Source organism: Streptomyces sp. NPDC001502 (genome assembly GCF_042894785.1).
GTDB lineage: Bacteria > Actinomycetota > Actinomycetes > Streptomycetales > Streptomycetaceae > Streptomyces > Streptomyces kutzneri.
The window spans coordinates 119,308-142,640 of record NZ_JBIAVW010000010.1; the positions used below are offsets into that span (position 1 = coordinate 119,308).

General features: G+C 71.4%; 16 protein-coding genes. 14 read left to right on the plus strand and 2 right to left on the minus strand.

What is annotated here, in order from left to right:
* The first annotated feature begins 75 nt into the window (after positions 1-75).
* The 11 genes from rodA to galE all read left to right on the plus strand — a co-directional run bounded on the left by rodA (position 76) and on the right by galE (position 16,336).
* Positions 76-1,275 (plus strand): rod shape-determining protein RodA, encoded by a 1,200-nt coding sequence (gene rodA / locus ACFY0D_RS19505; RefSeq protein ID WP_390799433.1) that lies wholly within the window; start codon positions 76-78, stop codon positions 1,273-1,275.
* Between the two features lie 49 nt (positions 1,276-1,324).
* On the plus strand, positions 1,325-2,845 hold the full coding sequence (locus ACFY0D_RS19510; protein WP_390799434.1) for a CHAD domain-containing protein: 1,521 nt from the start codon (positions 1,325-1,327) through the stop codon (positions 2,843-2,845).
* Positions 2,846-2,917: 72 nt separating this feature from the next.
* A complete protein-coding gene (locus ACFY0D_RS19515; RefSeq protein ID WP_390799435.1) occupies positions 2,918-4,843 on the plus strand; it encodes a TIGR03960 family B12-binding radical SAM protein in 1,926 nt (641 codons plus the stop codon).
* A gap of 63 nt (positions 4,844-4,906) precedes the next feature.
* A complete protein-coding gene (locus ACFY0D_RS19520; RefSeq protein ID WP_390799436.1) occupies positions 4,907-5,935 on the plus strand; it encodes a hypothetical protein in 1,029 nt (342 codons plus the stop codon).
* 110 nt (positions 5,936-6,045) lie between these two features.
* Complete coding sequence (locus ACFY0D_RS19525) at positions 6,046-6,825, plus strand: TIGR03936 family radical SAM-associated protein (protein WP_301371181.1); 780 nt, start codon at positions 6,046-6,048, stop codon at positions 6,823-6,825.
* A gap of 235 nt (positions 6,826-7,060) precedes the next feature.
* On the plus strand, positions 7,061-11,065 hold the full coding sequence (locus ACFY0D_RS19530; protein ID WP_390799437.1) for a ribonuclease E/G: 4,005 nt from the start codon (positions 7,061-7,063) through the stop codon (positions 11,063-11,065).
* 283 nt (positions 11,066-11,348) lie between these two features.
* Positions 11,349-11,669: a 50S ribosomal protein L21 gene (rplU, locus tag ACFY0D_RS19535; protein WP_030384677.1), complete on the plus strand. Its 321-nt coding sequence runs from the start codon at positions 11,349-11,351 to the stop codon at positions 11,667-11,669.
* Between the two features lie 13 nt (positions 11,670-11,682).
* Positions 11,683-11,937, plus strand: coding sequence for a 50S ribosomal protein L27 (gene rpmA, locus ACFY0D_RS19540; protein ID WP_030840805.1), 255 nt, complete (start codon positions 11,683-11,685; stop codon positions 11,935-11,937).
* 169 nt (positions 11,938-12,106) lie between these two features.
* Positions 12,107-13,552, plus strand: coding sequence for a GTPase ObgE (gene obgE, locus ACFY0D_RS19545; protein ID WP_301371189.1), 1,446 nt, complete (start codon positions 12,107-12,109; stop codon positions 13,550-13,552).
* A gap of 70 nt (positions 13,553-13,622) precedes the next feature.
* Complete coding sequence (locus tag ACFY0D_RS19550; RefSeq protein WP_390799438.1) at positions 13,623-15,239, plus strand: glycosyltransferase family 2 protein; 1,617 nt, start codon at positions 13,623-13,625, stop codon at positions 15,237-15,239.
* Positions 15,240-15,322: 83 nt separating this feature from the next.
* Positions 15,323-16,336: a UDP-glucose 4-epimerase GalE gene (galE, locus tag ACFY0D_RS19555; RefSeq protein ID WP_390799439.1), complete on the plus strand. Its 1,014-nt coding sequence runs from the start codon at positions 15,323-15,325 to the stop codon at positions 16,334-16,336.
* Between the two features lie 96 nt (positions 16,337-16,432).
* On the opposite strand, the gene ACFY0D_RS19560 is transcribed toward galE, so the two are convergent.
* Together ACFY0D_RS19560 and ACFY0D_RS19565 are read right to left on the minus strand one after the other, a co-directional pair.
* Positions 16,433-17,605 carry a glycosyltransferase gene (locus ACFY0D_RS19560; protein ID WP_390799440.1) on the minus strand — a complete coding sequence of 391 codons (1,173 nt, stop codon included), beginning with the start codon at positions 17,603-17,605 and terminating at the stop codon, positions 16,433-16,435.
* Complete coding sequence (locus ACFY0D_RS19565; RefSeq protein ID WP_390799441.1) at positions 17,602-20,481, minus strand: CDP-glycerol glycerophosphotransferase family protein; 2,880 nt, start codon at positions 20,479-20,481, stop codon at positions 17,602-17,604. Before ACFY0D_RS19565 ends, ACFY0D_RS19560 begins: the two co-directional genes overlap by 4 nt.
* Positions 20,482-20,664: 183 nt before the next feature.
* Between ACFY0D_RS19565 and ACFY0D_RS19570 the strand changes: the two genes are divergently transcribed.
* From ACFY0D_RS19570 to proB, 3 genes are all read left to right on the plus strand, one after another.
* Positions 20,665-21,666 carry a glycosyltransferase family 2 protein gene (locus tag ACFY0D_RS19570; protein WP_390799442.1) on the plus strand — a complete coding sequence of 334 codons (1,002 nt, stop codon included), beginning with the start codon at positions 20,665-20,667 and terminating at the stop codon, positions 21,664-21,666.
* Positions 21,663-22,094, plus strand: coding sequence for a GtrA family protein (locus ACFY0D_RS19575; RefSeq protein ID WP_301371200.1), 432 nt, complete (start codon positions 21,663-21,665; stop codon positions 22,092-22,094). Before ACFY0D_RS19570 ends, ACFY0D_RS19575 begins: the two co-directional genes overlap by 4 nt.
* 91 nt (positions 22,095-22,185) lie before the next feature.
* Positions 22,186-23,313 carry a glutamate 5-kinase gene (proB, locus tag ACFY0D_RS19580; RefSeq protein WP_351149584.1) on the plus strand — a complete coding sequence of 376 codons (1,128 nt, stop codon included), beginning with the start codon at positions 22,186-22,188 and terminating at the stop codon, positions 23,311-23,313.
* Positions 23,314-23,333: the final 20 nt, after the last annotated feature.

The window sequence follows — 23,333 nt, forward strand, 5'->3', positions numbered from 1 at the left end:
CCTGGGGAGACCCCATGACACCGACCACCGCTCCCTGATCCGCCCCGACCGGCAAGACACCCCCTAAGGGAAGACATGCAGACCGCCAACAAGTTCTCCGTCTCCCGGTACGCGCCCGAGCGCGGGGCGATGGCCAAGCTCACCGCCCGCGACTCGGTGGTGCGCCGGCTCGACTGGCCGATACTCCTCTCCGCGCTCGCCCTCTCCTGCATCGGCGCCCTGCTGGTGTGGTCGGCGACCCGCAACAGGACCACCCTGAACCAGGGGGACCCGTACTACTTCCTGGCCCGGCACGCCCTGAACACCGGCATCGGCCTCGTGCTGATGATCGGCACGGTCTGGCTCGGCCACCGCACCCTGCGCGGCGCCGTGCCGATCCTCTACGGGCTCTCCCTCGTGCTGATCCTCGCCGTGCTGACCCCGCTCGGCGCCACCATCAACGGCGCCCACGCGTGGATCGTCATCGGCGGCGGATTCTCCCTCCAGCCGTCCGAGTTCGTGAAGATCACGATCATCCTGGTCATGGCGATGCTGCTGGCCACCCGGGTGGACGCGGGCGATCTCGCCCACCCGGACCACCGCACGGTCGTCAAGGCGCTCTGCCTGGCGGCGGCCCCGATGGGCATCGTCATGCTGATGCCCGACCTCGGCTCCGTGATGGTCATGATCGTGATCGTGCTCGGCGTGCTGCTGGCCTCCGGCGCCTCCAACCGCTGGGTGGTGGGCCTGCTCGGCGCCGGCGCGAGCGGCGCCATCCTGATATGGCAGCTCGGCGTCCTCGACGAGTACCAGATCAACCGCTTCGCGGCCTTCGCCAACCCCGAGCTCGACCCGGCGGGCGTCGGCTACAACACCAACCAGGCGCGCATCGCGATCGGCTCCGGCGGCCTGACCGGCTCCGGGCTGTTCAAGGGCTCGCAGACCACCGGCCAGTTCGTGCCCGAGCAGCAGACCGACTTCGTCTTCACGGTGGCGGGGGAGGAGCTGGGCTTCATCGGGGCCGGGCTGATCCTGGTGCTGCTCGGCATCATCCTGTGGCGGTCCTGCATGATCGCCCGGGAGACCACCGAGCTGTACGGGACGATCGTGTGCGCCGGGATCATCGCCTGGTTCGCCTTCCAGTCCTTCGAGAACATCGGGATGACCCTCGGGATCATGCCGGTGGCCGGGCTCCCCTTGCCGTTCGTCTCGTATGGAGGATCGTCGATGTTCGCCGTGTGGGTGGCGATCGGACTCCTGCAGTCGATCAAGGTGCAACGGCCATTGTCAGCCTGATGTTCCGTTCACCCTGCCGACGTGATCCGTTCAGGACTAAGTTCGGTCTATGGCGGACACCAAGCGCGAAATCGAGCGGAAATTCGAGTTCTCCAAGGCCAAATCGGCCCGGCGCGGAGTGCCGGACCTGACGGGCACGGCCGCCATCGCGGCCGTCTCCGACCAGGGCACCGTGGACCTCGACGCCGTCTACTACGACACCCCCGACCAGCGGCTCGCCGCCGACGGCCTCACCCTCCGGCGCAGAACGGGCGGAGCGGACGAGGGCTGGCACCTCAAACTGCCCGTCTCCCCGGGAGTGCGCGACGAGATCGGGGCCGAGCTCAGCGACGCGGTCCCGCCCTCCCTCGCCGCCCTCGTCCGCTCCCGCGTCCGCGGCTCCGGGCTCCAGCCGCAGGTCAGGCTCCTTTCCTCGCGCAAGGTCAGCCACCTCCTCGACGCCGGCGGCGCCCTGCTCGCGGAACTGAGCACCGACGCCGTCGTCGCCGAGCGCGGCGAGGCCACCGCCACCTGGACCGAGGTCGAGGTGGAACTCGCCGACGGCGTCGACCCCGAACTGCTCGACGCCGTGGAGAAGACCTTCCGCAAGGCCGGACTCCGGGTCTCCGACGCCCCCTCGAAGCTGGCCCGGGCCCTCGCCGAGACCGCGGCCGAGCCCCCGGCCCGGCCCGAGAGCGGCGGCCCCGAAGGTACGACGGGCGCGCACGTGCTCGCGTACCTGCGCGAACAGCGCGACGCGCTCGTCGCCCAGGACCCCGCCGTGCGGCGCGGGCTGCCGGACTCCGTCCACCAGATGCGGATCGCGAGCCGCCGGATCCGCAGCGCCTTCAAGACGTACCGCAAGGTGATCGACCGGGCGGCCACCGACCCGATCGGCGAGGAGCTGCGCTGGCTCGCCGCCGAGCTCGGCGTCGACCGCGACCAGGAGGTCCTGCTGGAGCGGATCCAGACCCGCCTCGGCGAGCTCCCCCGCACCCTCATGACCGGCCCGGTCCGCAGCAGGCTGCGCGTGTGGAACACCGCCCGCCGCTCCGGATCGCGGCGCCGGGCCCTCGCCGTCCTCGACAGCGCGCGCTACGTGGCCCTGCTCGACTCCCTCGACGCCCTGCTGGACGCGCCGCCGCTGCTGAAGCGCGCGGCCCGGCCCCCGGAAGCGGTCCTGCCGAAGGCGGTGCTCCACGACTACGCGCGCCTCGCCGTCCGCGTCGATCGCGCACTCTCCCTCGCCGAGGGCGAGCAGCGCGACCTGGCCCTGCACGACGCCCGCAAGGCGGCCAAGCGCGTCCGGTACGCGGCCGAGTCGGCCGTGCCCGTACTCGGCGGACCGGCGAAGAACCTGGCCAAGGCGGGGAAGGCGGTGCAGAACCTGCTCGGCGACCACCAGGACAGCGTGGTGGCCCGCGGCGCCCTGCGCGGCCTCGCCGTCCAGGCGACGGGCGCGGGGGAGTCCGCCTTCACCTGGGGCGTGCTCTACGCCCGCGAGGAGGCCCTGGCCGAGCGGAGCGAGCGGGAACTTCCGGACATCTGGGCGGAGACCTCCGACCCCGCGCTGCGGGCGGCACTGGAGTGATCATGTGGGTGGGGGCGGCTGAGCCTCGGGGTACGCTAGATAGCTGCCCCCTGCCCGCTTCACGAAAGTCGCGTGATGACCGAGTCGGTCTTCCCTCAGCTTGAGGCCCTGCTTCCGCACGTGCAGAAGCCCATCCAGTACGTCGGCGGTGAACTCAACTCCACGGTCAAGGAGTGGGAGAGCTGCGACGTCCGCTGGGCCCTCATGTACCCGGACGCGTACGAAGTCGGGCTGCCCAACCAGGGCGTCATGATCCTGTACGAGGTGCTCAACGAGCGCGAGGGCGTCCTCGCCGAGCGCACCTACAGCGTGTGGCCCGACCTCGAAGAACTGATGCGCGAGCACAAGGTGCCGCAGTTCACCGTGGACAGCCACCGCCCGGTCTCCGCCTTCGACGTGTTCGGCCTGTCCTTCTCCACGGAGCTGGGCTACACCAACATGCTCACGGCCCTGGACCTCGCCGGCATCCCGCTGGAGGCCCGCAACCGTACCGTCGACCACCCGATCGTCCTCGCGGGCGGCCACGCGGCCTTCAACCCCGAGCCGATCGCGGAGTTCATCGACTGCGCGGTCATCGGCGACGGCGAGCAGGCCGTCCTCGACATGACCGAGATCATCCGCACCTGGAAGGCCGAGGGGCGGCCGGGCGGGCGCGAAGAGGTCCTCCTGCGTCTCGCCAAGACCGGCAACGTCTACGTCCCGGGCTTCTACGACGTCGAGTACCTGCCGGACGGCCGCATCGGCCGTGTCGTGCCCAACCGCTCCGGCGTGCCGTGGCGCGTGTCCAAGCACACGGTCATGGACCTCGACGAGTGGCCCTACCCCAAGCAGCCCCTGGTCCCGCTCGCCGAGACCGTCCACGAGCGCATGTCCGTGGAGATCTTCCGCGGCTGCACCCGCGGCTGCCGTTTCTGCCAGGCCGGCATGATCACGCGCCCCGTGCGGGAGCGAAGCATCACCGGCATCGGCGAAATGGTGGAGAAGGGCCTGAAGGCGACCGGCTTCGAGGAGGTCGGCCTCCTCTCCCTGTCCTCCGCGGACCACACGGAGATCGCCGACATCGCCAAGGGCCTCGCCGACCGCTACACGGACGACAAGGTGGGCCTGTCCCTGCCGTCGACCCGCGTGGACGCGTTCAACGTGGACCTCGCCAACGAGCTGACCCGCAACGGTCGCCGTTCCGGCCTGACCTTCGCCCCCGAGGGCGGCTCCGAGCGCATGCGCAAGGTCATCAACAAGATGGTCTCGGAAGAGGACCTGATCCGGACCGTCTCCACGGCGTACGGCAACGGCTGGCGCCAGGTGAAGCTGTACTTCATGGTCGGCCTGCCGACCGAGACCGACGAGGACGTGCTCCAGATCGGCGACATGGCGGTCAACGTCATCGCCAAGGGGCGCGAGGTCTCCGGCCAGAACGACATCCGCTGCACGGTGTCGATCGGCGGGTTCGTGCCCAAGCCGCACACCCCCTTCCAGTGGGCGCCGCAGCTGTCGGCGGAGGAGACGGACGCCCGTCTGGGCAAGCTCCGGGACAAGCTCCGGGCGGACAAGAAGTACGGCCGCTCCATCGGCTTCCGCTACCACGACGGCAAGCCGGGAGTCGTCGAAGGCCTGCTCTCGCGCGGCGACCGCCGCGTCGGCGACGTCATCCGCGCCGTGTACGAGTCGGGCGGCCGCTTCGACGGCTGGCGCGAGCACTTCAGCTACGACCGCTGGATGGAGGCGGCCGAGAAGACCCTGCCCGCCTACGGCGTGGACGTGGCCTGGTACACCACCCGCGAGCGCACCTACGAGGAGGTCCTGCCCTGGGACCACCTGGACTCCGGTCTCGACAAGGACTGGCTCTGGGAGGACTGGCAGGACGCCCTCGACGAGACCGAGGTCGACGACTGCCGCTGGACCCCGTGCTTCGACTGCGGCGTGTGTCCTCAGATGCAGACCGAGATCCAGATCGGCCCCACCGGCAAGAAGCTGCTGCCGCTGTCCGTCGTGAAGTAACCCTTGGGTCACGAGAGGCCCCCGCCCGCAACGGGTGGGGGCCTCTGGCGTGTCCTTTCCTGCATGGAAACGGACAAGCGACCCCCGGCCGACGGCGGCGACGGGTGCCTGGTGGCCGTCATCAGGATTCCCGTGAAGATCGTCGCGGTACTCGTCGTACTGCCCGTACGAGTGGTTTGGGAACTGCTGGCCGCCGGGGGCCGGGCCGTGCACCGGCACGTCCTCGGGCCGCTGTACGCCCATGTCATCGGGCCGCTGCTCCGTGGGCTGGGGTGGCTGCTGACCGTCCTGCTCAAGCTGGTCCTCGTCTGGCCGTGGATCGGGCTCTGGCGGTACGTGCTCACCCCGGTCGGGCGGGGCCTGGCGTGGCTGGGCCTCGGCGCGTACGACCACCTGCTCGCGCCGGCCGGGCGGATCCTGATGACCTACGTGCTGCGTCCGCTCGGCGAGGCGCTGGCCTGGCTGGGCCGGGGCGGCATGCGCTACCTGCTCGCGCCCCTCGCCAAGGGCGTCGGCTGGGCCGCGTGGGCCCTCGGCATGACGCTGTTCGTGTGGCCGTGGGTCGGGCTGTGGCGGTACGTGCTCACGCCCGTCGGCCGCGGGATCGGATGGCTGGCCGCGGTGGTCCACCGGTACGTGCTGCGGCCCGTCGGGCTGGGCCTCGTATGGCTGGCGGCCGCCGTCTACCGGTATCTGCTGCGGCCCGTCGGGCTCGGCCTCGGGTGGCTGGCCGTCGGCCTGTACCGGTACGTGCTCGCTCCGGCCGGACGGGTCCTCGTCTGGGCCTGGCACGTGGCCGGGCTGATCACCGCCGCGCTGTGGCGCGGACTCAAACGGATCGGCTGGGTGCTCGTCGGGTGGCCCGCCTCCCGGGTGTACCGGCACGTTCTCACCCCCGTCGGGCACGCCGTCCGCGAGGTCTGGCGGACCGGCCGCGCCGCGGTCCGCGAGGCGCGGGCCACCGTACGCCGTGCGCTGTTCGGTACTCCTCCCGTGGAACCGGCGAGGTCACGGGCGCGTACTCTGGGTAGTACGACAGCCGCCGACGCGGCACCCGCTGACGAGATCTCCCTGCCCCGACGGCAGGGGTGAGCCGGAGCGGGTCGACAGACCTCAGGGCGACGCGCGAGCCGCGGAGCCCCGCACAAGGAGAAGAACCACTGGGCAAGCGACAGCCCGAAGGCCCGCCTCCCGCACCGGTGGTGCAGCGCATCCGACTGCGCTACACCAAGCGCGGCCGCCTCCGGTTCACCAGTCACCGTGACTTCCAGCGCGCCTTCGAGCGGGCCCTGCGCCGCGCCGAGGTGCCGATGGCGTACTCGGCCGGCTTCACCCCGCACCCGCGCGTCTCGTACGCGAACGCCGCCCCGACCGGCACCGGCAGCGAGGCCGAGTACCTGGAGATCGCGCTCGCCGAGCCCCGCGACCCCGAGAAGCTCCGTGAGCTGCTCGACGAGTCGATGCCCACGGGACTCGACATCATCGACGCCGTCGAGGCCCGCACCTCGGGCCTCGCGGACCGGCTGACCGCCTCCGTGTGGGAGCTGCGCCTGGACGGCGTGGAGCTCGCCGAGGCCGAACGGGCCGTGACGGCCTTCCTCGCCGCCGAGAACGTGGAGGTGCAGCGCCGGACCAAGAATGGAATGCGGACCTTCGACACGCGCGGCGCGGTCGTCAGCCTCGAAGCGCTTCCCGCCCCGGCTGATAGGCCGCTGGACAATGCCTGTGCGATACTGCGGCTGGTTGTTCGGCATCTGACACCTGCCGTGCGACCCGACGACGTCCTGTCCGGTCTCCGAGCTGTGGCCGACCTGGCGCCGCCGGTCCCCTCAGCGGTGACCAGGCTGGCGCAGGGGCTCTTCGACGAGGAGTCCGGCACGGTGACCGACCCGCTCGCGCCCGACCGCGAGGCTGACACGGCCGCCCCACCCACGGCCGCCGTAGCAGCCGACGCGAAGGCGCCGGAAGGTCCCGCCGCGTAAGGAACGCCGTCGTCGCGCAGCCCTGGTACTCGGGAGCCACCTGGGTCGGGCCGCGCACTGACCTGAAGACTTCCGCCAGGCCGTACGGACAACACGTACGGAACCGGCGGCCATGGACTACAGCTCCCGTGTGGCGAACGCGCCCCGGAGGCCGGTTCCGCGCTCATTACGCGGAGCCGTGCCGGACCGGAAGTCAGCCGCGGCGCCCGGGAGCGTGACGGGAGAACCGCCCGCAATGCTCAACAACGAAAACGACATCACTTCCGCTGGTAGCGCCGACAACAGCAGCCCCAGCGACAACCTGCCGCCGCGTCGCCGCCGCCGTGCCGCTTCCCGGCCCGCGGGCCCGCCCGGTGGCGCCGTCACCGAGACGACCCCGGTGAGCGAGGCCGCCCCGGCCGCCCCCGCCGAAGAGGCCGCTCCGGCCGCCGCCCCCGCCCGTCCCCGCCGCCGCGCGACCCGTGCCGTGGCCGCCCCGGCGACCCCGGCCGCCGAGGCCGCCGTCGTCGAGACCCCGGCCGCCGAGCCGGTGGCCGCCGCCGCGCCCGTCGCCGAGGAGCCCGCCGCTCCCGCTCCGCGTGCCCGTCGCCGTGCCACCCGCGCCGTCGCCGCCCCGGAGGCTCCCGCCGCCGAGGCCGCGCCCGTGGTCGAGGAGGAGGCTCCGGCCGCTCCGGCTCCGCGTGCCCGTCGTCGTGCCACCCGTGCCGTCGCGGCTCCGGCCGCCGAGGCCGCTGCCGTGGCCGAGGCTCCGGCCGCCGAGGTGCCCGCGCCCGCGGTCGAGGAGGAGGCTCCGGCCGCTCCCGCTCCGCGTGCCCGTCGCCGTGCCACCCGTGCCGTGACCGCTCCGGCCGCCGAGGCCGCTGCCGTGGCCGAGGCTCCCGCCGCCGTGGCCGAGGCCGCGCCCGTGGTCGAGGAGGAGGCTCCGGCCGCTCCGGCTCCGCGGGCCCGTCGCCGTGCCACCCGCGCCGTGACCGCCCCGGCCGCCGAGGCCGCCGCCGTCGCCGAGGCTCCCGCCGCCGAGCCCGCGCCCGTCGTGGAGGAGGCCCCCAAGGCCGCCCGCGCCGTGACCGTCGCCGACGCCGTGGACTCGCCCAAGCGCGGCGGCCGCCGCCGCGCCACCCGCTCCGCCGCTCCGGCCGCCGCCCCGCAGCCCGTCGCCGAGAGCGCCGAGTCCGCCGCCCCGGCCCGCGCCCGCCGCGCCGCGCGTCCCGCCGTCGCCGTCTTCCAGGCCCCGGTCTTCGCCGAGCCGATGTTCCAGACCCCCGAGACCGCTGCCATGGCCGCCGCGGCCGCTCGCGCCGCCGCCCCGGCCGAAGAGGTCGAGGAGGAAGAGGAGACCGAGTTCGAGGCCGAGGTCACCGCGGCCCCCGTCGCGCAGCCCGCCGGCCGCCGCCGTCGCCGTGGGCGCGGCGCCGCCGAGTCCGCTCCGGTCGCCGAGTCCGCCCCGGTCTCCCTTCCCGAGGTGCTCGCGGAGGAGGAGCCGGAGGCCGAGGCCGCCGAGCTCGACGAGGAGTCCGGCGAGTTCGAAGAGGGCGACGAGTCGGGCGAGCGCCCGTCGCGCCGCCGCCGTCGCGGTGGCCGTCGCCGCCGTCGCGGTGAGGCCTCCGACCTCGACGAGTCCGCCGAGGACGAGGCCGAGGCCGAGGCCGCCGAGCAGGACACCGCCGAGCGGGACGCCGAGGAGGAAGAGGACGAGGAGGCCGACGAGGCCCTCGGCTCCAGCTCCAGCCGTCGTCGCCGTCGCCGTCGCCGCCGCAGTGGTGAGGGCCCTGCCGAGGCCGCCGAAGCGGGCGACGAGGACGGCGTGCGTACCGTCGTCAAGGTCCGCGAGCCGCGCCCCGCGCGGGAGAAGGCCGAGTCCTCCGACGAGGTCCAGTCCATCAAGGGCTCGACCCGCCTGGAGGCGAAGAAGCAGCGCCGCCGCGAGGGCCGCGAGCAGGGCCGCCGCCGCGTGCCGATCATCACCGAGGCCGAGTTCCTGGCCCGCCGTGAGGCCGTCGAGCGCGTCATGGTCGTCCGCCAGGCCGGCGAGCGCACCCAGATCGGCGTCCTTGAGGACAACGTGCTCGTCGAGCACTACGTCAACAAGGAAGAGGCCACCTCGTACGTCGGCAACGTCTACCTGGGCAAGGTCCAGAACGTGCTGCCGTCGATGGAGGCCGCCTTCATCGACATCGGCAAGGGCCGCAACGCCGTCCTGTACGCCGGTGAGGTCAACTTCGAGGCGCTCGGCATGGCCAACGGGCCGCGCCGCATCGAGTCCGCCCTCAAGTCCGGCCAGTCGGTCCTGGTGCAGGTCACCAAGGACCCGATCGGCCACAAGGGCGCCCGCCTGACCAGCCAGGTCTCGCTGCCCGGCCGCTACCTGGTCTACGTGCCCGAGGGCTCGATGACCGGCATCAGCCGCAAGCTGCCCGACACCGAGCGCGCGCGTCTGAAGACCATCCTCAAGAAGATCGTCCCCGAGGACGCGGGCGTCATCGTGCGCACCGCCGCCGAGGGCGCGAGCGAGGACGAGCTGCGCCGCGACGTCGAGCGTCTGCAGGCCCAGTGGGAGGACATCCAGAAGAAGTCGAAGCAGATCTCGACCTCTTCGCCGAGCCTGCTGTACGGCGAGCCGGACATGACCGTCCGCGTCGTGCGCGACATCTTCAACGAGGACTTCTCGAAGGTCATCGTCAGCGGCGACGGCGCCTGGGAGACCATCCACGGCTACGTGAACCACGTGGCCCCGGACCTGGCCGACCGGCTGTCCCGCTGGACCTCCGAGGTCGACGTCTTCGCGACGTACCGGATCGACGAGCAGCTCGCCAAGGCGCTCGACCGCAAGGTGTGGCTGCCCTCGGGCGGCTCGCTTGTGATCGACAAGACCGAGGCGATGATCGTCATCGACGTCAACACCGGCAAGTTCACCGGTCAGGGCGGCAACCTCGAAGAGACGGTCACCAGGAACAACCTGGAGGCGGCCGAGGAGATCGTGCGCCAGCTGCGGCTGCGCGACCTGGGCGGCATCGTCGTCATCGACTTCATCGACATGGTCCTGGAGTCCAACCGCGACCTGGTCCTGCGGCGCATGCTGGAGTGCCTGGGCCGCGACCGTACGAAGCACCAGGTGGCCGAGGTCACCTCGCTGGGCCTGGTCCAGATGACCCGCAAGCGGGTGGGCCAGGGTCTGCTGGAGTCCTTCTCCGAGACCTGCGTCCACTGCAACGGCCGCGGTGTCATCGTCCACATGGAGACCCCGACCGTGATCGGCGGCGGTGGCAACGGCAAGCGCTCCAAGCGCCGCGGTGGCCGCACCGAGTTCGACCAGCACGACCACGAGGTCGAGTCGGTCGACACCGAGAGCTTCGAGTCCGAGGCGGAGGTGGCTGCCGAGGCCGCCGCGCCGCGCGCCCTGCCCGAGCCGGAGTTCGTCGCGGACGAGGAGCTCTACAGCAGCCCGGCCGAGGCCGAGGCCGCCGCGGGCATCAGCAGCCGCCGCAACCGGCGCCGCGCCACCCGTAAGGCCACCGCTCCGGCGGGCGCCCCGCGCGGTGCGGTCGCCCCGGCCCCGGCCCCCGTGGTCGTGGACGAGCCGGTGACCGAGCCGGCCGAGACGGTGCTGGAGCCGGCTGCGGACTTCGTCGCCGAGACCGCACCGGTCGTCGAGACCGCCGAGGTCGTGGAGGAAGCCCCGGAGGCCGCGCCGAAGGGCCGGACCCGTCGCCGCGCGACCCGTAAGGCCACCGCCCCGGCGGGTGCCCCGGCCCCCGCGGCCGAGGTGGCCCCGGAGCCGGAGCCGGTCGTCGTGCCGGAGCCCGAGCCCGTCGCCCTGCCCGAGCCCGAGGTCGCCGTCGTCGCCGAGGTCGAGGAGGCCCCCGTCGTGGAGGCCGCTCCGGCCCGTCCGCGTCGCCGTGCCACCCGTAAGGCCACCGCACCCGCCGGTTCCCCGGCAGGCGCGGCAGAGGCCGCCGTGCTGGTCGTCGAGGCCGCGGTGACCGAGGCCGCGCCGGTGGCCGAGGAAGCCGCACCGGTGGCCGAGGAGGCCGCACCGGCCAAGAAGGCCGCCAGGAAGGCTCCGGCCAAGAAGGCGACCGCGGCGAAGAAGGCCCCGGCCAAGAAGGCGGCGGCCGCCAAGAAGACCGTGGCCAAGAAGGCGGCCACGACCAAGAAGACCGCGGCGAAGCGGGCGACGAAGAAGACCGCGGCGGCGGAGCAGCAGACGCTCCCGTCCGTCTCGGCTCCGACCGAAGCCTGATCCACCGCTGAGTGACACCGCGTCCGTGGGCCCCGCCGAGTGGCGGGGCCCACGGCCGTAGGGGCCCGGTTTGACCCTCCGGAACCGGCCCCGTAACCTAGACCGTCGGCGTGTCTTAGAGAACGCCGCGCTCCTGAGCACCTTCCTCACGTTCCGTACGCGCAAGCGTCGTGCGCGAGAGGCCGCTCGTCCAATCCGGATCGGTGCGGTTCCGCCTTCTTGGCGGGGCTTGCCTGAGCGGCTGGCTTCAGGAGCATCCGTCCCGAGTGAGAGAGAGATCCGCGTGTACGCCATCGTGCGCAGCGGTGGTCGCCAGCACAAGGTTGCTGTCGGCGACATCGTTGAGGTTGACAAGATTTCCACTGCCAAGGTTGGCGACACGGTCGAGCTCTCGACCCTGCTCGTTGTCGACGGCGAAGCCGTGACCAGCGACCCGTGGGTCCTGGCCGGCATCAAGGTCACGGCCGAGATTGTGGACCACCACAAGGGCGCCAAGATCGACATCCTGCGCTACAAGAACAAGACCGGCTACCGCCGTCGCCAGGGTCACCGCCAGCAGTACACGGCGATCAAGGTCACCGGTATCCCCGCGGCTGCGAAGTAAGAGGGACTGAGACATGGCACACAAGAAGGGCGCATCGTCCACCCGGAACGGGCGCGACTCCAATGCCCAGCGGCTCGGCGTGAAGCGCTTCGGCGGTCAGGTCGTTTCCGCTGGTGAGATCCTCGTCCGCCAGCGCGGCACCCACTTCCACCCGGGTTCGGGTGTCGGTCGTGGTGGCGACGACACGCTGTTCGCGCTGCAGGCCGGTTCGGTCCAGTTCGGCACGCACCGTGGCCGCAAGGTCGTCAACATCGTTCCGGCCGCCTGATCCAGCTTCGGCTGATCGAGCGTTCGTAACTTCCCGAGGGCGGATCTCAGCTCTTCCCGGCGCAAGCCGGGAAGAGAGATCCGCCCTCGGCGCGTTGTCATACAGACCACGTTTTAATGGGCAGCAAGGCCTGCCCGGGACATTCCCGTATGTATCTGGAGGAACACCCATGACCACCTTCGTGGACCGCGTCGAGCTGCACGTCGCCGCGGGTAACGGGGGCCACGGCTGCGCCTCCGTTCACCGGGAGAAGTTCAAGCCGCTCGGCGGCCCCGACGGCGGAAACGGCGGCCGTGGCGGCGACGTCATCCTGGTGGTGGAGCAGGCGATCACCACGCTGCTGGACTACCACCACAGCCCCCACCGCAAGGCCACCAACGGCAAGCCCGGCGAGGGCGGCAACCGCTCCGGCAAGGACGGCACGGACCTGATCCTGCCCGTGCCGGACGGCACCGTCGTCCTCGACAAGGAGGGCAACGTCCTCGCCGACCTCGTCGGCCAGGGCACCACCTACGTGGCCGCCGAGGGCGGCCGCGGCGGTCTCGGCAACGCCGCGCTCTCCTCCGCCCGCCGCAAGGCCCCCGGCTTCGCGCTCCTCGGCGTCCCCGGCACCACCGGCGACGTCGTCCTGGAGCTCAAGACCGTCGCCGACGTGGCGCTGGTCGGCTTCCCGAGCGCCGGCAAGTCCTCGCTGATCTCGGTGCTGTCCTCGGCCAAGCCGAAGATCGCGGACTACCCCTTCACCACCCTCGTCCCCAACCTGGGCGTCGTCACGGCCGGTTCCACGGTCTACACGATCGCCGACGTCCCGGGTCTGATCCCCGGCGCCAGCCAGGGCCGTGGCCTCGGCCTGGAGTTCCTGCGCCACGTCGAGCGCTGCTCGGTGCTGGTGCACGTCCTGGACACCGCCACGCTGGAGTCCGACCGCGACCCGATCGCCGACCTCGACGTCATCGAGGAGGAGCTCAGGCTCTACGGCGGCGGCCTGGAGAAGCGTCCGCGTCTCGTCGTCCTCAACAAGGTCGACATCCCGGACGGCCAGGAGCTCGCCGACATGGTCCGCCCGGACCTGGAGGCCCGCGGCTACAAGGTCTTCGAGGTCTCCGCGGTCGCCCGCACGGGTCTGAAGGAGCTCTCCTACTTCCTCGCCGAGGTCATCGCCAAGGCCCGCGCCCGCAAGCCGAAGGAGGAGGCGACCCGTATCGTCATCCGCCCGAAGGCCGTGGACGACTCCGGCTTCACCGTCACCTACGACGAGGTCGAGGACGTCTACAACGTGCGCGGCGAGAAGCCGGAGCGCTGGGTCCGCCAGACCGACTTCAACAACGACGAGGCCGTCGGCTACCTGGCCGACCGCCTCAACCGCCTCGGTGTCGAGGAGGCGCTCAAGAAGGCCGGCGCCCGTGCCGGCGACGGCGTGGCCATCGGCTCCGACGAGAACGCGGTCGTCTTCGACTGGGAGCCGACCGTGATGGCCGGCGCCGAGATGCTGGGCCGCCGCGGCGAGGACCACCGTCTGGACGCCCCGCGTCCGGCCACCACCCGCCGCAAGGACAAGGAAGCCCAGCGCGGGGACTCGGCGCAGAAGGAATACGACGAATTCCGGCCGTTCTGAGCCCCTCCCGAGGGACGTGTGCCCGGAAGGTTTGAAGGCGCCTTTACGTCGGTCGCCTAGGATCTTCCGGGTGAACAGCAGCAACCTCCCCACCGTTTCCGTCGTGGTCATCGCGTACAACGACGCCGGGCTCGTGGGCGAGGCCGTCTCCTCGGCCCTCGCCCAGGGCCCGGTGGTCGCCGAGGTCATCGCGGTGAACGACGCCTCGTCCGACGGCACCGCGCGGGTGCTGGACGAACTGGCGGCCGTCCATTCCCGCCTGAAAGTCGTGCACCGGACGGAGAACAGCGGGGGGTGCGGTACCCCGCGCAACGACGGGATCGCGGCAGCTTCCGGCCGCTACGTCCTCTTCCTCGACAGCGACGACGTCCTGCCGCCGGGGGCCGCCGACGCCCTGGTGCGCACCGCCGAGGAGCACCGCGCCCCGGTCACCGTGGGCGCGGCGGTACGGCGCGAGCTGCCCCAGCACCACGACGTCCCGTGGATGCCCGGCCTGCACACACCGGGCGAGGTGATCGAGCGGCCGGTGGACCGGCCCGAGCTGGTCCGCGACACCCTCTGCGTCAACAAGCTGTACGAGCGCGCCTTCCTCCAGGAGCACGGCCTGCGCTTCCCCGACGGCCGGTTCATCTACGAGGACTTCGTCTTCACCGCCCGCGTGCTCGCCGCGGCCCCCCGCATCGCCGTCACCGGCGACCTCGTCTACGTCTGGCACGTGCGCCGCAGCGCCGCCCAGGTGTCGATCTCCCTGGACCGCAAGGACGTCGGGAACTGGCGCTCCCGCATCGAGGCCCACCGCACGGCCGCCGGGATCCTCGCCGAGGCCTCCCCGGTGCTGGGCAGCGCCTGCCGGGTGAAGTTCCTGGAGTACGACCTGCGCATGTACCTGCGCGAGCTCGGCCGGGACCCCGAGTACCAGGCCGCCTGGTGGACCCTGACCCGCGAGTACGTCGACACCTTCCCCGAGGCCGACATCGAGTCCGCGGCGGCCCACGCCCGCTGGATCGTCTCCGTGCTGCGCGCCACCGCGACCCCGCCCGCCGACGTCGAGCGGCTCACCCGGCTGGCCGCCGAGCCGCCGAGGCTGCTGCCCCCGTACGCGACCGGTCCCACCGGGATTCCGGTGTGGAGCGAGGAGCTCCCGGTCGAGCTGGCGGGTCTGCCCGTGCTGCCGGTCGGCGAGCTGCCCGTCACCGTCGACGCCGAACCGGCCGGCCGCGCCGCCGTCCGGATCCACCTGCACGACCTGTACGGGCGCCTCGCCGAGGCCGGGCCCGTCACCGCGCAGCTGAGCTTCCTGCCCCGTGCGGGTGGCGAGGCGGTCCTGGCGCAGCCGGTCGAGCTGCAGCCCGACCGCGACGGCGGCTGGACCGCCGTACTGCCGTTCCGTCTCGTCGACGTGGCCGTCACGGGCCGGCGCCAGGGGCTGCGCAGGATGCAGGCGTGGAACGTGGGGGTGGGCGTGCGGTGTGCCGACGGGAGCTCGGTGTTCACCTCCTTGCGCCCCCGGGGCCGACTGCTTCGCCGTCGGGCGCTGCCCAGCAGCCGGTACGGTGTTCTGCTGGCGCAGCCCTACCGGACGGGGGCCGGCGCCCTCGCGCTGCGGCTCGCGCCCGGCGCCGAGGGCGCGCTGTACCTCGTGCGCAACCGCCTCCACCGGGCCCGGGCGGGCCGTGGGGCGGGCTGAGGCCCCGTAGCCGGGCCGCGGCCGGAGACCTGCACAACGCCGCGCTCTTCATCCCGAAGTCGGACAGGACCAAGGAGACACACATGACGTTTCTGATCACCGGTGGCGCCGGATACATCGGCGCGCACGTCGTCCGCGCGATGCGGCTCGCGGGGGAGGAGGTCGTCGTCTTCGACGACCTCTCCACGGGCGACGAGGACCGCGTACCGGAAGGCGTCCCGCTGGTGGTCGGCTCCGTCCTCGACCGGCTGGCCGTGGAGGAGGTCATCCGCAAGCACAAGATCACCGGCGTGGTGCACCTGGCGGGCAAGAAGCAGGTCGGCGAGTCCGTCGAGAAGCCGATGTACTACTACCACGAGAACGTGCAGGGCCTGTCGGTCCTGCTCCAGGCCGTGGCCGACGCGGGCATCCGCAACTTCCTCTTCTCCTCCTCCGCCTCCGTCTACGGCATGCCCGACGTGGACCTGGTCACCGAGGACACCCCGTGCAAGCCGCTGAGCCCCTACGGCGAGACCAAGCTGGCCGGAGAGTGGCTGGTGCGCGCCGCGGGCCGGGCGCACGGCATCTCCACCGCGTGCCTGCGCTACTTCAACGTGGCGGGCGCCGCGACCCCCGAGCTCGCCGACACCGGCGTCTTCAACCTGGTCCCGATGGTGTTCGAGCGCTACGACGCCGGCCAGGGCGCCAAGATCTTCGGTGACGACTACCCGACCCCGGACGGCACCTGCATCCGCGACTACATCCACGTCGAGGACCTCGCGGAGGCCCACGTGGCGGCCGCCCGCAAGCTCGCCGAGTGGGCCGCGGCCGGCGACTACAAGGACCTCACCGTCAACATCGGGCGCGGCGAGGGCGTCTCCGTCGCCGAGATGGTCGAGCTCCTGAACAAGAACACCGGGCACGACATCGCCCCCGTGATCAGCCCGCGCCGCCCCGGCGACCCGGCGAAGGTCGTGGCCTCGGCCGACAAGATCACCGGGGAGCTGGGCTGGAAGGCCCGGCACGACGTCCGTGAGATGGTCACCTCCGCCTGGGCGGGCTGGGAGGCCAACAAGGTGGCCCGCAAGGACGCCCACCGGGACGTCCACAAGGCCTGACCGGCCGCAATCGAACCGCATGTGCCGTGAGTGAAGCAGCCCGCCCCGGGAGTGTCCGGGGCGGGCTGCCTCACATCGGTGCCGTGCAGGGTGCGGTCAGCGCTCCAGGAAGGAGAACAGCTCTTCCCACCGGTCGGTGATCTCGGGGCTGGAGTAGCGCTGCACCGCGTGGAAGGCGTTGTCCCCGAGCCGGTCGCGCAGCTCAGGGTCGGACATCAGCTCGCGCAGGTGCCCGGCCAGCTCCATCGTGTTGCCCAGCCGGGCCAGCAGCCCGTCCTCGCCGTGCTCGACGATCTCCCGGACGCCCGGCGCACAGTCGAAGGCGGCCGCCGGCACGCCCGCCGCCATCGCCTCCAGCAGCGTGATCGGGAAGCCCTCGGCCCGTGAGGCCTGGGCGAAGACCGAGGCTCCGCGCAGGGCGCCCAGCACGTCGTCGGTGCTGCCCATCCACTCCACGGAGTCGTCCAGGCCCAGCGAGGTGCAGTGCGCCTTCAGCGTCGCCTCCTCCGCGCCCGCCCCGTAGATCCGCAGGGTCCAGTCGGGGTGGTGCGGCGCGACGTCCGCCCAGGTGTCGAGCAGCAGGTCGACGCCCTTCTCGAAGGCGAGGCGGCCGACGCACGCCACGACCTTCTCCGTGCGCGGCGCGGGGGAGTCGGGCATGAAGGGCAGCGGGTTCGGCATGCTCCCCACGTTCTCCATGCCCGCCCGGATCCACAGGTCCGCGTCCTCGGCGGTCAGCACCAGCAGCCGGTCGACCTGCGGGTAGAAGCGGCGGACCCGCTCCCCGCGGGTGGACTTCTGGCTGGCCTCGAACGACTCGTGGCTCATCCCGATGACGGTGAGCCCCTTGGTGTCGGCCAGCGCCACCCACTCCATCGCCCAGACCTGGGTGACGATGACGACACCGCCCGGACGGGCTGCCCGCAGCAGCTCGCCGAGCTGCTCGGCCTTGACCCGCATCTGCGCCCGCCGGGCCGCCTGGCGGCGCCGCTCGGGCGCGTTCAGCCGGCCCTTGATCCCGCGCAGCCGGCGGGCCGACGGCGGGTGCGCGTCGTAGAGGGTGGTCATCTCGTACGGCAGGCCCTGCGGCAGCTTCTGCCGGATGTCGTCGGCGACCGGGGCGATGCCCACGATGTGCACCCGGTGGCCGCGGTCGGTGAACTGCCGGGCCATCTGGTGCGACCAGGTGGTCACGCCGCCGATCTCGTCGACGTTGTTGGAGACGATGAAGATGTCACGGCCGCCCGGGGTGGCGGTCTGCTGGCTCACTTGCCGCTCCTGGTGAAGAACTTCTCTACGATCTGGCGGGCCGCGTCCCCGCGGTCGTACTCGCCGAACTCGGCGAGGAACCGCTGCCGCGCCTGGGCGTACTTGACGTCCGCCTCCTCGAAGGCGGCGAGTGCCTGCAGCAGTTCGTCCGCCGTGGCCACCACCGGGCCCGGCGCCTTCTCCTTCAGGTCGAAGTACGTGCCGCGGATGTCGGTGGCGTACTTCTCGTAGTCGTACGCGAAGAACAGCATCGGCCGGTCCAGGACCGCGTAGTCGAACATCACGGACGAGTAGTCGGTGATCAGACCGTCGGCGAGGGCCAGCAGCGGGGTGATGTCGTGGTGCCGGGACACGTCGATGACGCGGCCCGCGACGGACGGCGGCAGCGAGACGCTGTTGAGGTAGTGGGTCCGCACCAGCAGCGTGAAGCGGTCGCCGAGCCGGTCCGCGAACTCCTCCACGTCGAAGGGGAAGGCGAAGCCCTCCACCGCGCCGTCCGCGCCCGCCCGGAAGGTCGGCGCGTACAGCAGCACCTTCTTGTCCGGGTCGATGCCGAGCTCGCCCGCGAGGGGCCCGCGTACCCGCTCACCGCTGTTCGACTCGGTCCGGTGCGCCTCGACGAGGGCGTCGTTGCGCGGGTAGCCCGTGCGCAGCAGCACCTCGTCACGCAGCCGGAAGCCCTTGGCGAGGGTGCGGGTGTCGTGCTCGGAGCGGATCAGGAAGTGGTCGAAGCGGTTGACGGCCGCCTGGAATCGGGCCTGGCCGGCCCGGCCCTGCGCCTTGGTCCGGGGCTCGTGGAAGCCCATCCGCTTGAGCGCCGAGCCGTGCCAGGTCTGGATGTACGTGGTCCCCGGGCGCTTGGCCAGCGCCAGCGGGAAGCCCTGGTTGTCGACCCAGTACTCGGCCTGGGCGAGGGCGCGCAGGTACGGCCAGCTCCAGCGCTTGACCAGGGTGGCTTCCTTGGGGAAGCCGGTGGGCTTGGCGCCCGCGTACGACCAGATCGCCTCGAACGGCGCGCCCTGGCGGACCAGCTCCTCGTAGATCGCCTTCGGGCTGTCGCTGTACTGCTTGCCCATGTGGCTCTCGAAGACGACCGTGCCCTTCTTGATCGGCAGCTTCGAGAAGACCTCGTGGTAGATCTTCACCTTCTGCTCGCCGGAGCCGATGTTGCGGCGGGCCCGCAGTGCCTTGCGCAGGCCCCGCTTGACCACGCCGGCCGCCTTGCCCTGTATGGCGTTGTTGATCAGCGACTGGGTGCGGACGGCGGCGGCGCCCTCGGCGCTCAGCACGTAGCTGAGGTTGCCCTTCTTGGTCATCTCCGGCCCGAAGCGGTCGGAGACCAGCCGGGTCAGGCGCGGGCGCACGCGCAGCCGGGCCGCCGACTCCAGGTCGACCCCGCCGATCGCGACGCGGGTGGTGATCCGTTCGCCGCCCGCGGTCAGCTTGAGGCGGACGTCCCAGACGGCGTCGATGATGCCGAGCGGGCGGACCGTGCTCGCGACGTCGGCGGTGCCGGTCCACTCGATCGTGTCACCGGCGTGGCGGACGGATTCCACCGGGAAGCTGAAGGAGCGCACGCCGATCTGCCGGCGGGCCCGGAATTCGAGCGTGGCCTTCAGCGCCGCGTCGGCCGGGATGCGGCCCAGCGGGTTCACGAGGGAGCCGGACATGGTGACCGTGCCGCGGCCGTCGTCCTCGTAGGAGGTGAGCCGGTTGCCCAGGGTGAGGGAGGTGAGCGGCGTGGTGTGGAAGGCCTGCTCCGTGACGTCCAGTATCCGGCGGGCCTCGGCACCGTCGGGACCGTCGATGTGCTGTGCACACCAGTAGACGCGGCCGTCACGCTCGGCGAGCGGGGAGGTGAGCCGGCCCTTGTTGGTCATGGCGTCGGCGGCCGGGAGCAGGTTGTCCCAGTCCTCCTTGCCCAGCAGGTAGGCGCAGATCGCCTGGAGGTAGGTGACGTTCTCGTACGCGGCCGGATCGATTCCCGCGAGATAGCCGTTGGCGAGGCGGGCGAACTCCTGGCGGTACTCGTCGCTCAGCAGCGGCAGGTCGCGCAGGTGCAGCACGAGGTCGTGCTTGAGGAACTTGGCGTCCTTCGCGGACTTGATGTCCGTGTGGCCCTTTTCGGCCAGCAGGCGGTCGACGCGGCGGTGGATCTCCATCCGGTGGACGAAGTTCGCGATCTCGTGACGCCGGTTGCTGATCGACAGGGCCGCGGCCTTCTCGACCACGTTCCAGAAGTAGACGTGGTTCGGGATCAGCGTGATGCGGCGGGCGGCCACGTAGGCCTGCGCGGAGAACAGCAGGTCCTCGTAGTGGATGCCGACCGGGAACTCCAGGCCCTGCTCCAGCAGGAACGCGCGCCGGTAGCACTTGTTCGTGGAGAGGGTGTCGTAGACCAGCAGGTCGGGGTACTCGGTGATCGATTCCAGGGTGCGGGTGCGCGAGTAGATCCAGGGGTACCACTCGGTGGTCTTGCCCCACCGGTTGTCGAGGTGCACGCGTACGCACATGCCCGCGACCAGGTCGGAGCCGGTCCGCTCGGCGGCGTCCAGCATGTTCCGGCAGGCGTTGCGCTCCAGCACGTCGTCGCTGTCGAGGAACATCACGTACGTTCCGGTGGCCTGCTGGATGCCGTGGTTGCGCGGCGCACCGCAGCCGCCGCTGTTCTCCGGCAGCTGGAAGGCGCGCACTCTTCCCGGATGTGCGGATTCCAGTTCCTGGGCGACCGCGTACGAGCGGTCCTTGCTGCAGTCGTCGACGATCACGACTTCGACGCTGTGCAGGGTCTGGTCCAGAACCGACCGGACTGCTGTCGGCAGACGCTCTGCGTCGTTGTAGACGATGACGACCACGGAGACGTCGGGCACGTGCACCTCGATCCCTTCGTTTCGTTACGTTCAGCTGATTCCGCTTATCTCGTCCACGCTACCGTGTGCCGCCCGCGACTCCCGCAGTCCGACTCCCGTCCGACCCTCGCCGTGCATACTTCTAAGGAAGAGGTGAGAGGCGGGTCCGGCCGCCGACAATCACCCGTTCGGATCCAGCAGGAAGTGTTCATGACGAAGCTGTCCGTAGTTGTCCCCTGCTTCAACGAAGAAGCCGTCATCGACAGCTTCGATGTGGAGATCCGAAGGGTTCTGGACGCCCTCCCCGTCGAGTACGAGATCTGCTACGTCGACGACGGAAGCCGCGACGGCACCCTCGACAAGCTCCGGAAGATCGCCGCCGAACACGGCGAGCAGACCCGTTACGTCTCCTTCAGCCGGAACTTCGGCAAGGAGGCCGGCATGCTCGCCGGCCTGCGCGAGGCCACGGGCGACGCCGTAGTGATCATGGATGCGGACCTCCAGCACCCGCCGGAGCTCATCGCGACCATGCTGGAGCACTACCGGCAGGGACACGACCAGATCATCGCCCGCCGCACGCGCGAGGGTGACAAGAAACTCCGCTCCGCCCTCAGCAGCCTCTACTACCGGGGCGTCAACCGCTGGGTCGACGTGGAGCTCACCGACGGCGTCGGCGACTTCCGCATGCTCTCGCGCGCGGCCGTGGACGCGCTGCTGTCGCTGCCGGAGTACAACCGCTTCTCCAAGGGACTGTTCTCCTGGATCGGCTTCGACACCGTCCACTTCGACTACCGCAACGCGCAGCGCGAGGCCGGCGAGACGAAGTGGAAGTTCGGCGCCCTGCTGAACTACGGCATGGACGGCCTGATCTCCTTCAACAACAAGCCGCTGCGGATCGGAATCTGGTTCGGCGTGTCGCTGGTCGCCCTGACCGGTCTGTACGCCCTGTGGATCACGATCATGGCGATCACCAACGGCGTCGAGTCCCCGGGGTACGTCACCCTCGTGGCCATCATCACCGGTCTCGGCGGCGTACAGTTGATCATGCTGGGCCTGATCGGCGAGTACATCGGCCGCATCTACTACGAGGCCAAGCGCAGGCCGCACTTCCTGGTGAAGGAATCGCACGGAGCACAGCCGCTCCCGCGGACCGATGACCGGCCGGCGGCCCCGGTCGCAGAGCCTACGATCGTGGAGCGCAGCGCCCGATGAGCCGCAAGGACCAGCTCGGCCAGGTGTTCCGATTCGCCCTCGTGGGCGGGGTCAACACCGGCACCTTCTTCGTCATCTACCTGCTCCTGCACCCGTGGATGCCGTACTTCGCCGCCTACTCGCTCGCCTTCGTCCTGGCGATGGTCGGCTCGTTCTTCATGAACACCTACTTCACCTACCGGACCCGGCCGACCTGGAAGAAGTTCTTCCTCTTCCCGCTGACGAACATCACCAACTTCGTCATCCAGTCGGTCGGCCTCTACGCGCTGGTGACCTGGGCCGGAATGGACACCCGTATCGCCCCGCTGGTCGCGGCGGTCGTCGCCATCCCGTTCACCTTCCTGCTCTCGCGCAAGATCCTCGTCCCGGGTGCCGCCCGGGCCGAGGAGGCCGCTCCCGTGGAGGCGGGGTCCTCGTCCAGGGTCTGAAACCCCCGAGCAGCCCCGCGCGCCCACCCCGTAGATTGAGACGGCAGGCATCTCGGCGACAGGCATTTCGGCAAGGGGCAAGGGGACAGACGTGTCAGCGGCTAGGCAAGGTGTCGTGGACGCCCGCAGGATCGTGGTCAAGGTCGGCTCCTCCTCCCTGACCACCGCGGCCGGCGGACTCGACGCCGACCGGGTGGACGCGCTCGTCGACGTTCTCGCCAAGGCTCGCAGCGGAGGCGAGAAGGAGATCGTCCTCGTCTCCAGCGGAGCCATCGCCGCCGGACTCTCCCCGCTCGGCCTGCGCCGCAGGCCCAAGGACCTAGCCCGGCAGCAGGCCGCCGCGAGCGTCGGCCAGGGCCTGCTCGTCGCCCGCTACACCGCCTCCTTCGCCCGGTACGGCGTCCGCGTCGGCCAGGTGCTGCTCACCACCGACGACACCAGCCGCCGCGCCCACTACCGCAACGCCTACCGCACCCTCGACCAGCTGCTCGCCATGGGCGCCCTCCCCGTCGTCAACGAGAACGACACCGTCGCCACGGACGAGATCCGCTTCGGCGACAACGACCGGCTGGCGGCCCTCGTCGCCCACCTCGTCCGCGCCGACCTCCTCGTCCTCCTCTCGGACGTGGACGGCCTCTACGACGGCGACCCGTCCCAGGCGGGCACCACGCGCATCGAAGAGGTCCGCGGGCCCGAGGACATCGCGCACGTCTCCATCGGCAGCGCCGGCAAGGCGGGCGTGGGCACCGGCGGCATGGTCACCAAGGTCGAGGCGGCCCGGATCGCGGCCGCCGCCGGGATCCCCGTGGTGCTGACCTCCGCGAGCCAGGCCGCCGACGCCCTCGCCGGACGGGGGACGGGCACGCTGTTCCACGCCACCGGGCGCCGCTCGGCGGACCGGCTGCTCTGGCTCCAGCACGCGTCGACCCCCCAGGGGCATCTGGTCCTGGACGACGGCGCCGTCCGCGCGGTCACCGAGCGCGGCAGCTCGCTGCTGCCCGCAGGGATCGCGGCGGTCGAGGGCGACTTCGTCGCCGGGGACCCCGTGGAACTGCGCGCCGCGGACGGCCGCGCCGTGGCCCGGGGCCTGGTCAACTTCGACGCCAAGGAGCTCCCGCAGCTCCTCGGCCGCTCCACTCGCGAGCTCGCGCGGGAACTCGGACCCGCGTACGAGCGGGAGGTCGTCCACCGGGACGATCTGGTCCTGCTGGAGGGCTGAGGTTCGGCAAAAGCGGAGCG

Coding starts and splice junctions, on each gene's coding strand:
- ACFY0D_RS19510 (WP_390799434.1), top strand. CDS start 1,325: ATGGCGGACACCAAGCGCGAAATCGAGCGGAAATTCGAGTTCTCCAAG.
- ACFY0D_RS19575 (WP_301371200.1), top strand. CDS start 21,663: ATGAGCCGCAAGGACCAGCTCGGCCAGGTGTTCCGATTCGCCCTCGTG.
- obgE (WP_301371189.1), top strand. CDS start 12,107: ATGACCACCTTCGTGGACCGCGTCGAGCTGCACGTCGCCGCGGGTAAC.
- ACFY0D_RS19530 (WP_390799437.1), top strand. CDS start 7,061: ATGCTCAACAACGAAAACGACATCACTTCCGCTGGTAGCGCCGACAAC.
- rodA (WP_390799433.1), top strand. CDS start 76: ATGCAGACCGCCAACAAGTTCTCCGTCTCCCGGTACGCGCCCGAGCGC.
- ACFY0D_RS19520 (WP_390799436.1), top strand. CDS start 4,907: ATGGAAACGGACAAGCGACCCCCGGCCGACGGCGGCGACGGGTGCCTG.
- rpmA (WP_030840805.1), top strand. CDS start 11,683: ATGGCACACAAGAAGGGCGCATCGTCCACCCGGAACGGGCGCGACTCC.
- ACFY0D_RS19570 (WP_390799442.1), top strand. CDS start 20,665: ATGACGAAGCTGTCCGTAGTTGTCCCCTGCTTCAACGAAGAAGCCGTC.
- galE (WP_390799439.1), top strand. CDS start 15,323: ATGACGTTTCTGATCACCGGTGGCGCCGGATACATCGGCGCGCACGTC.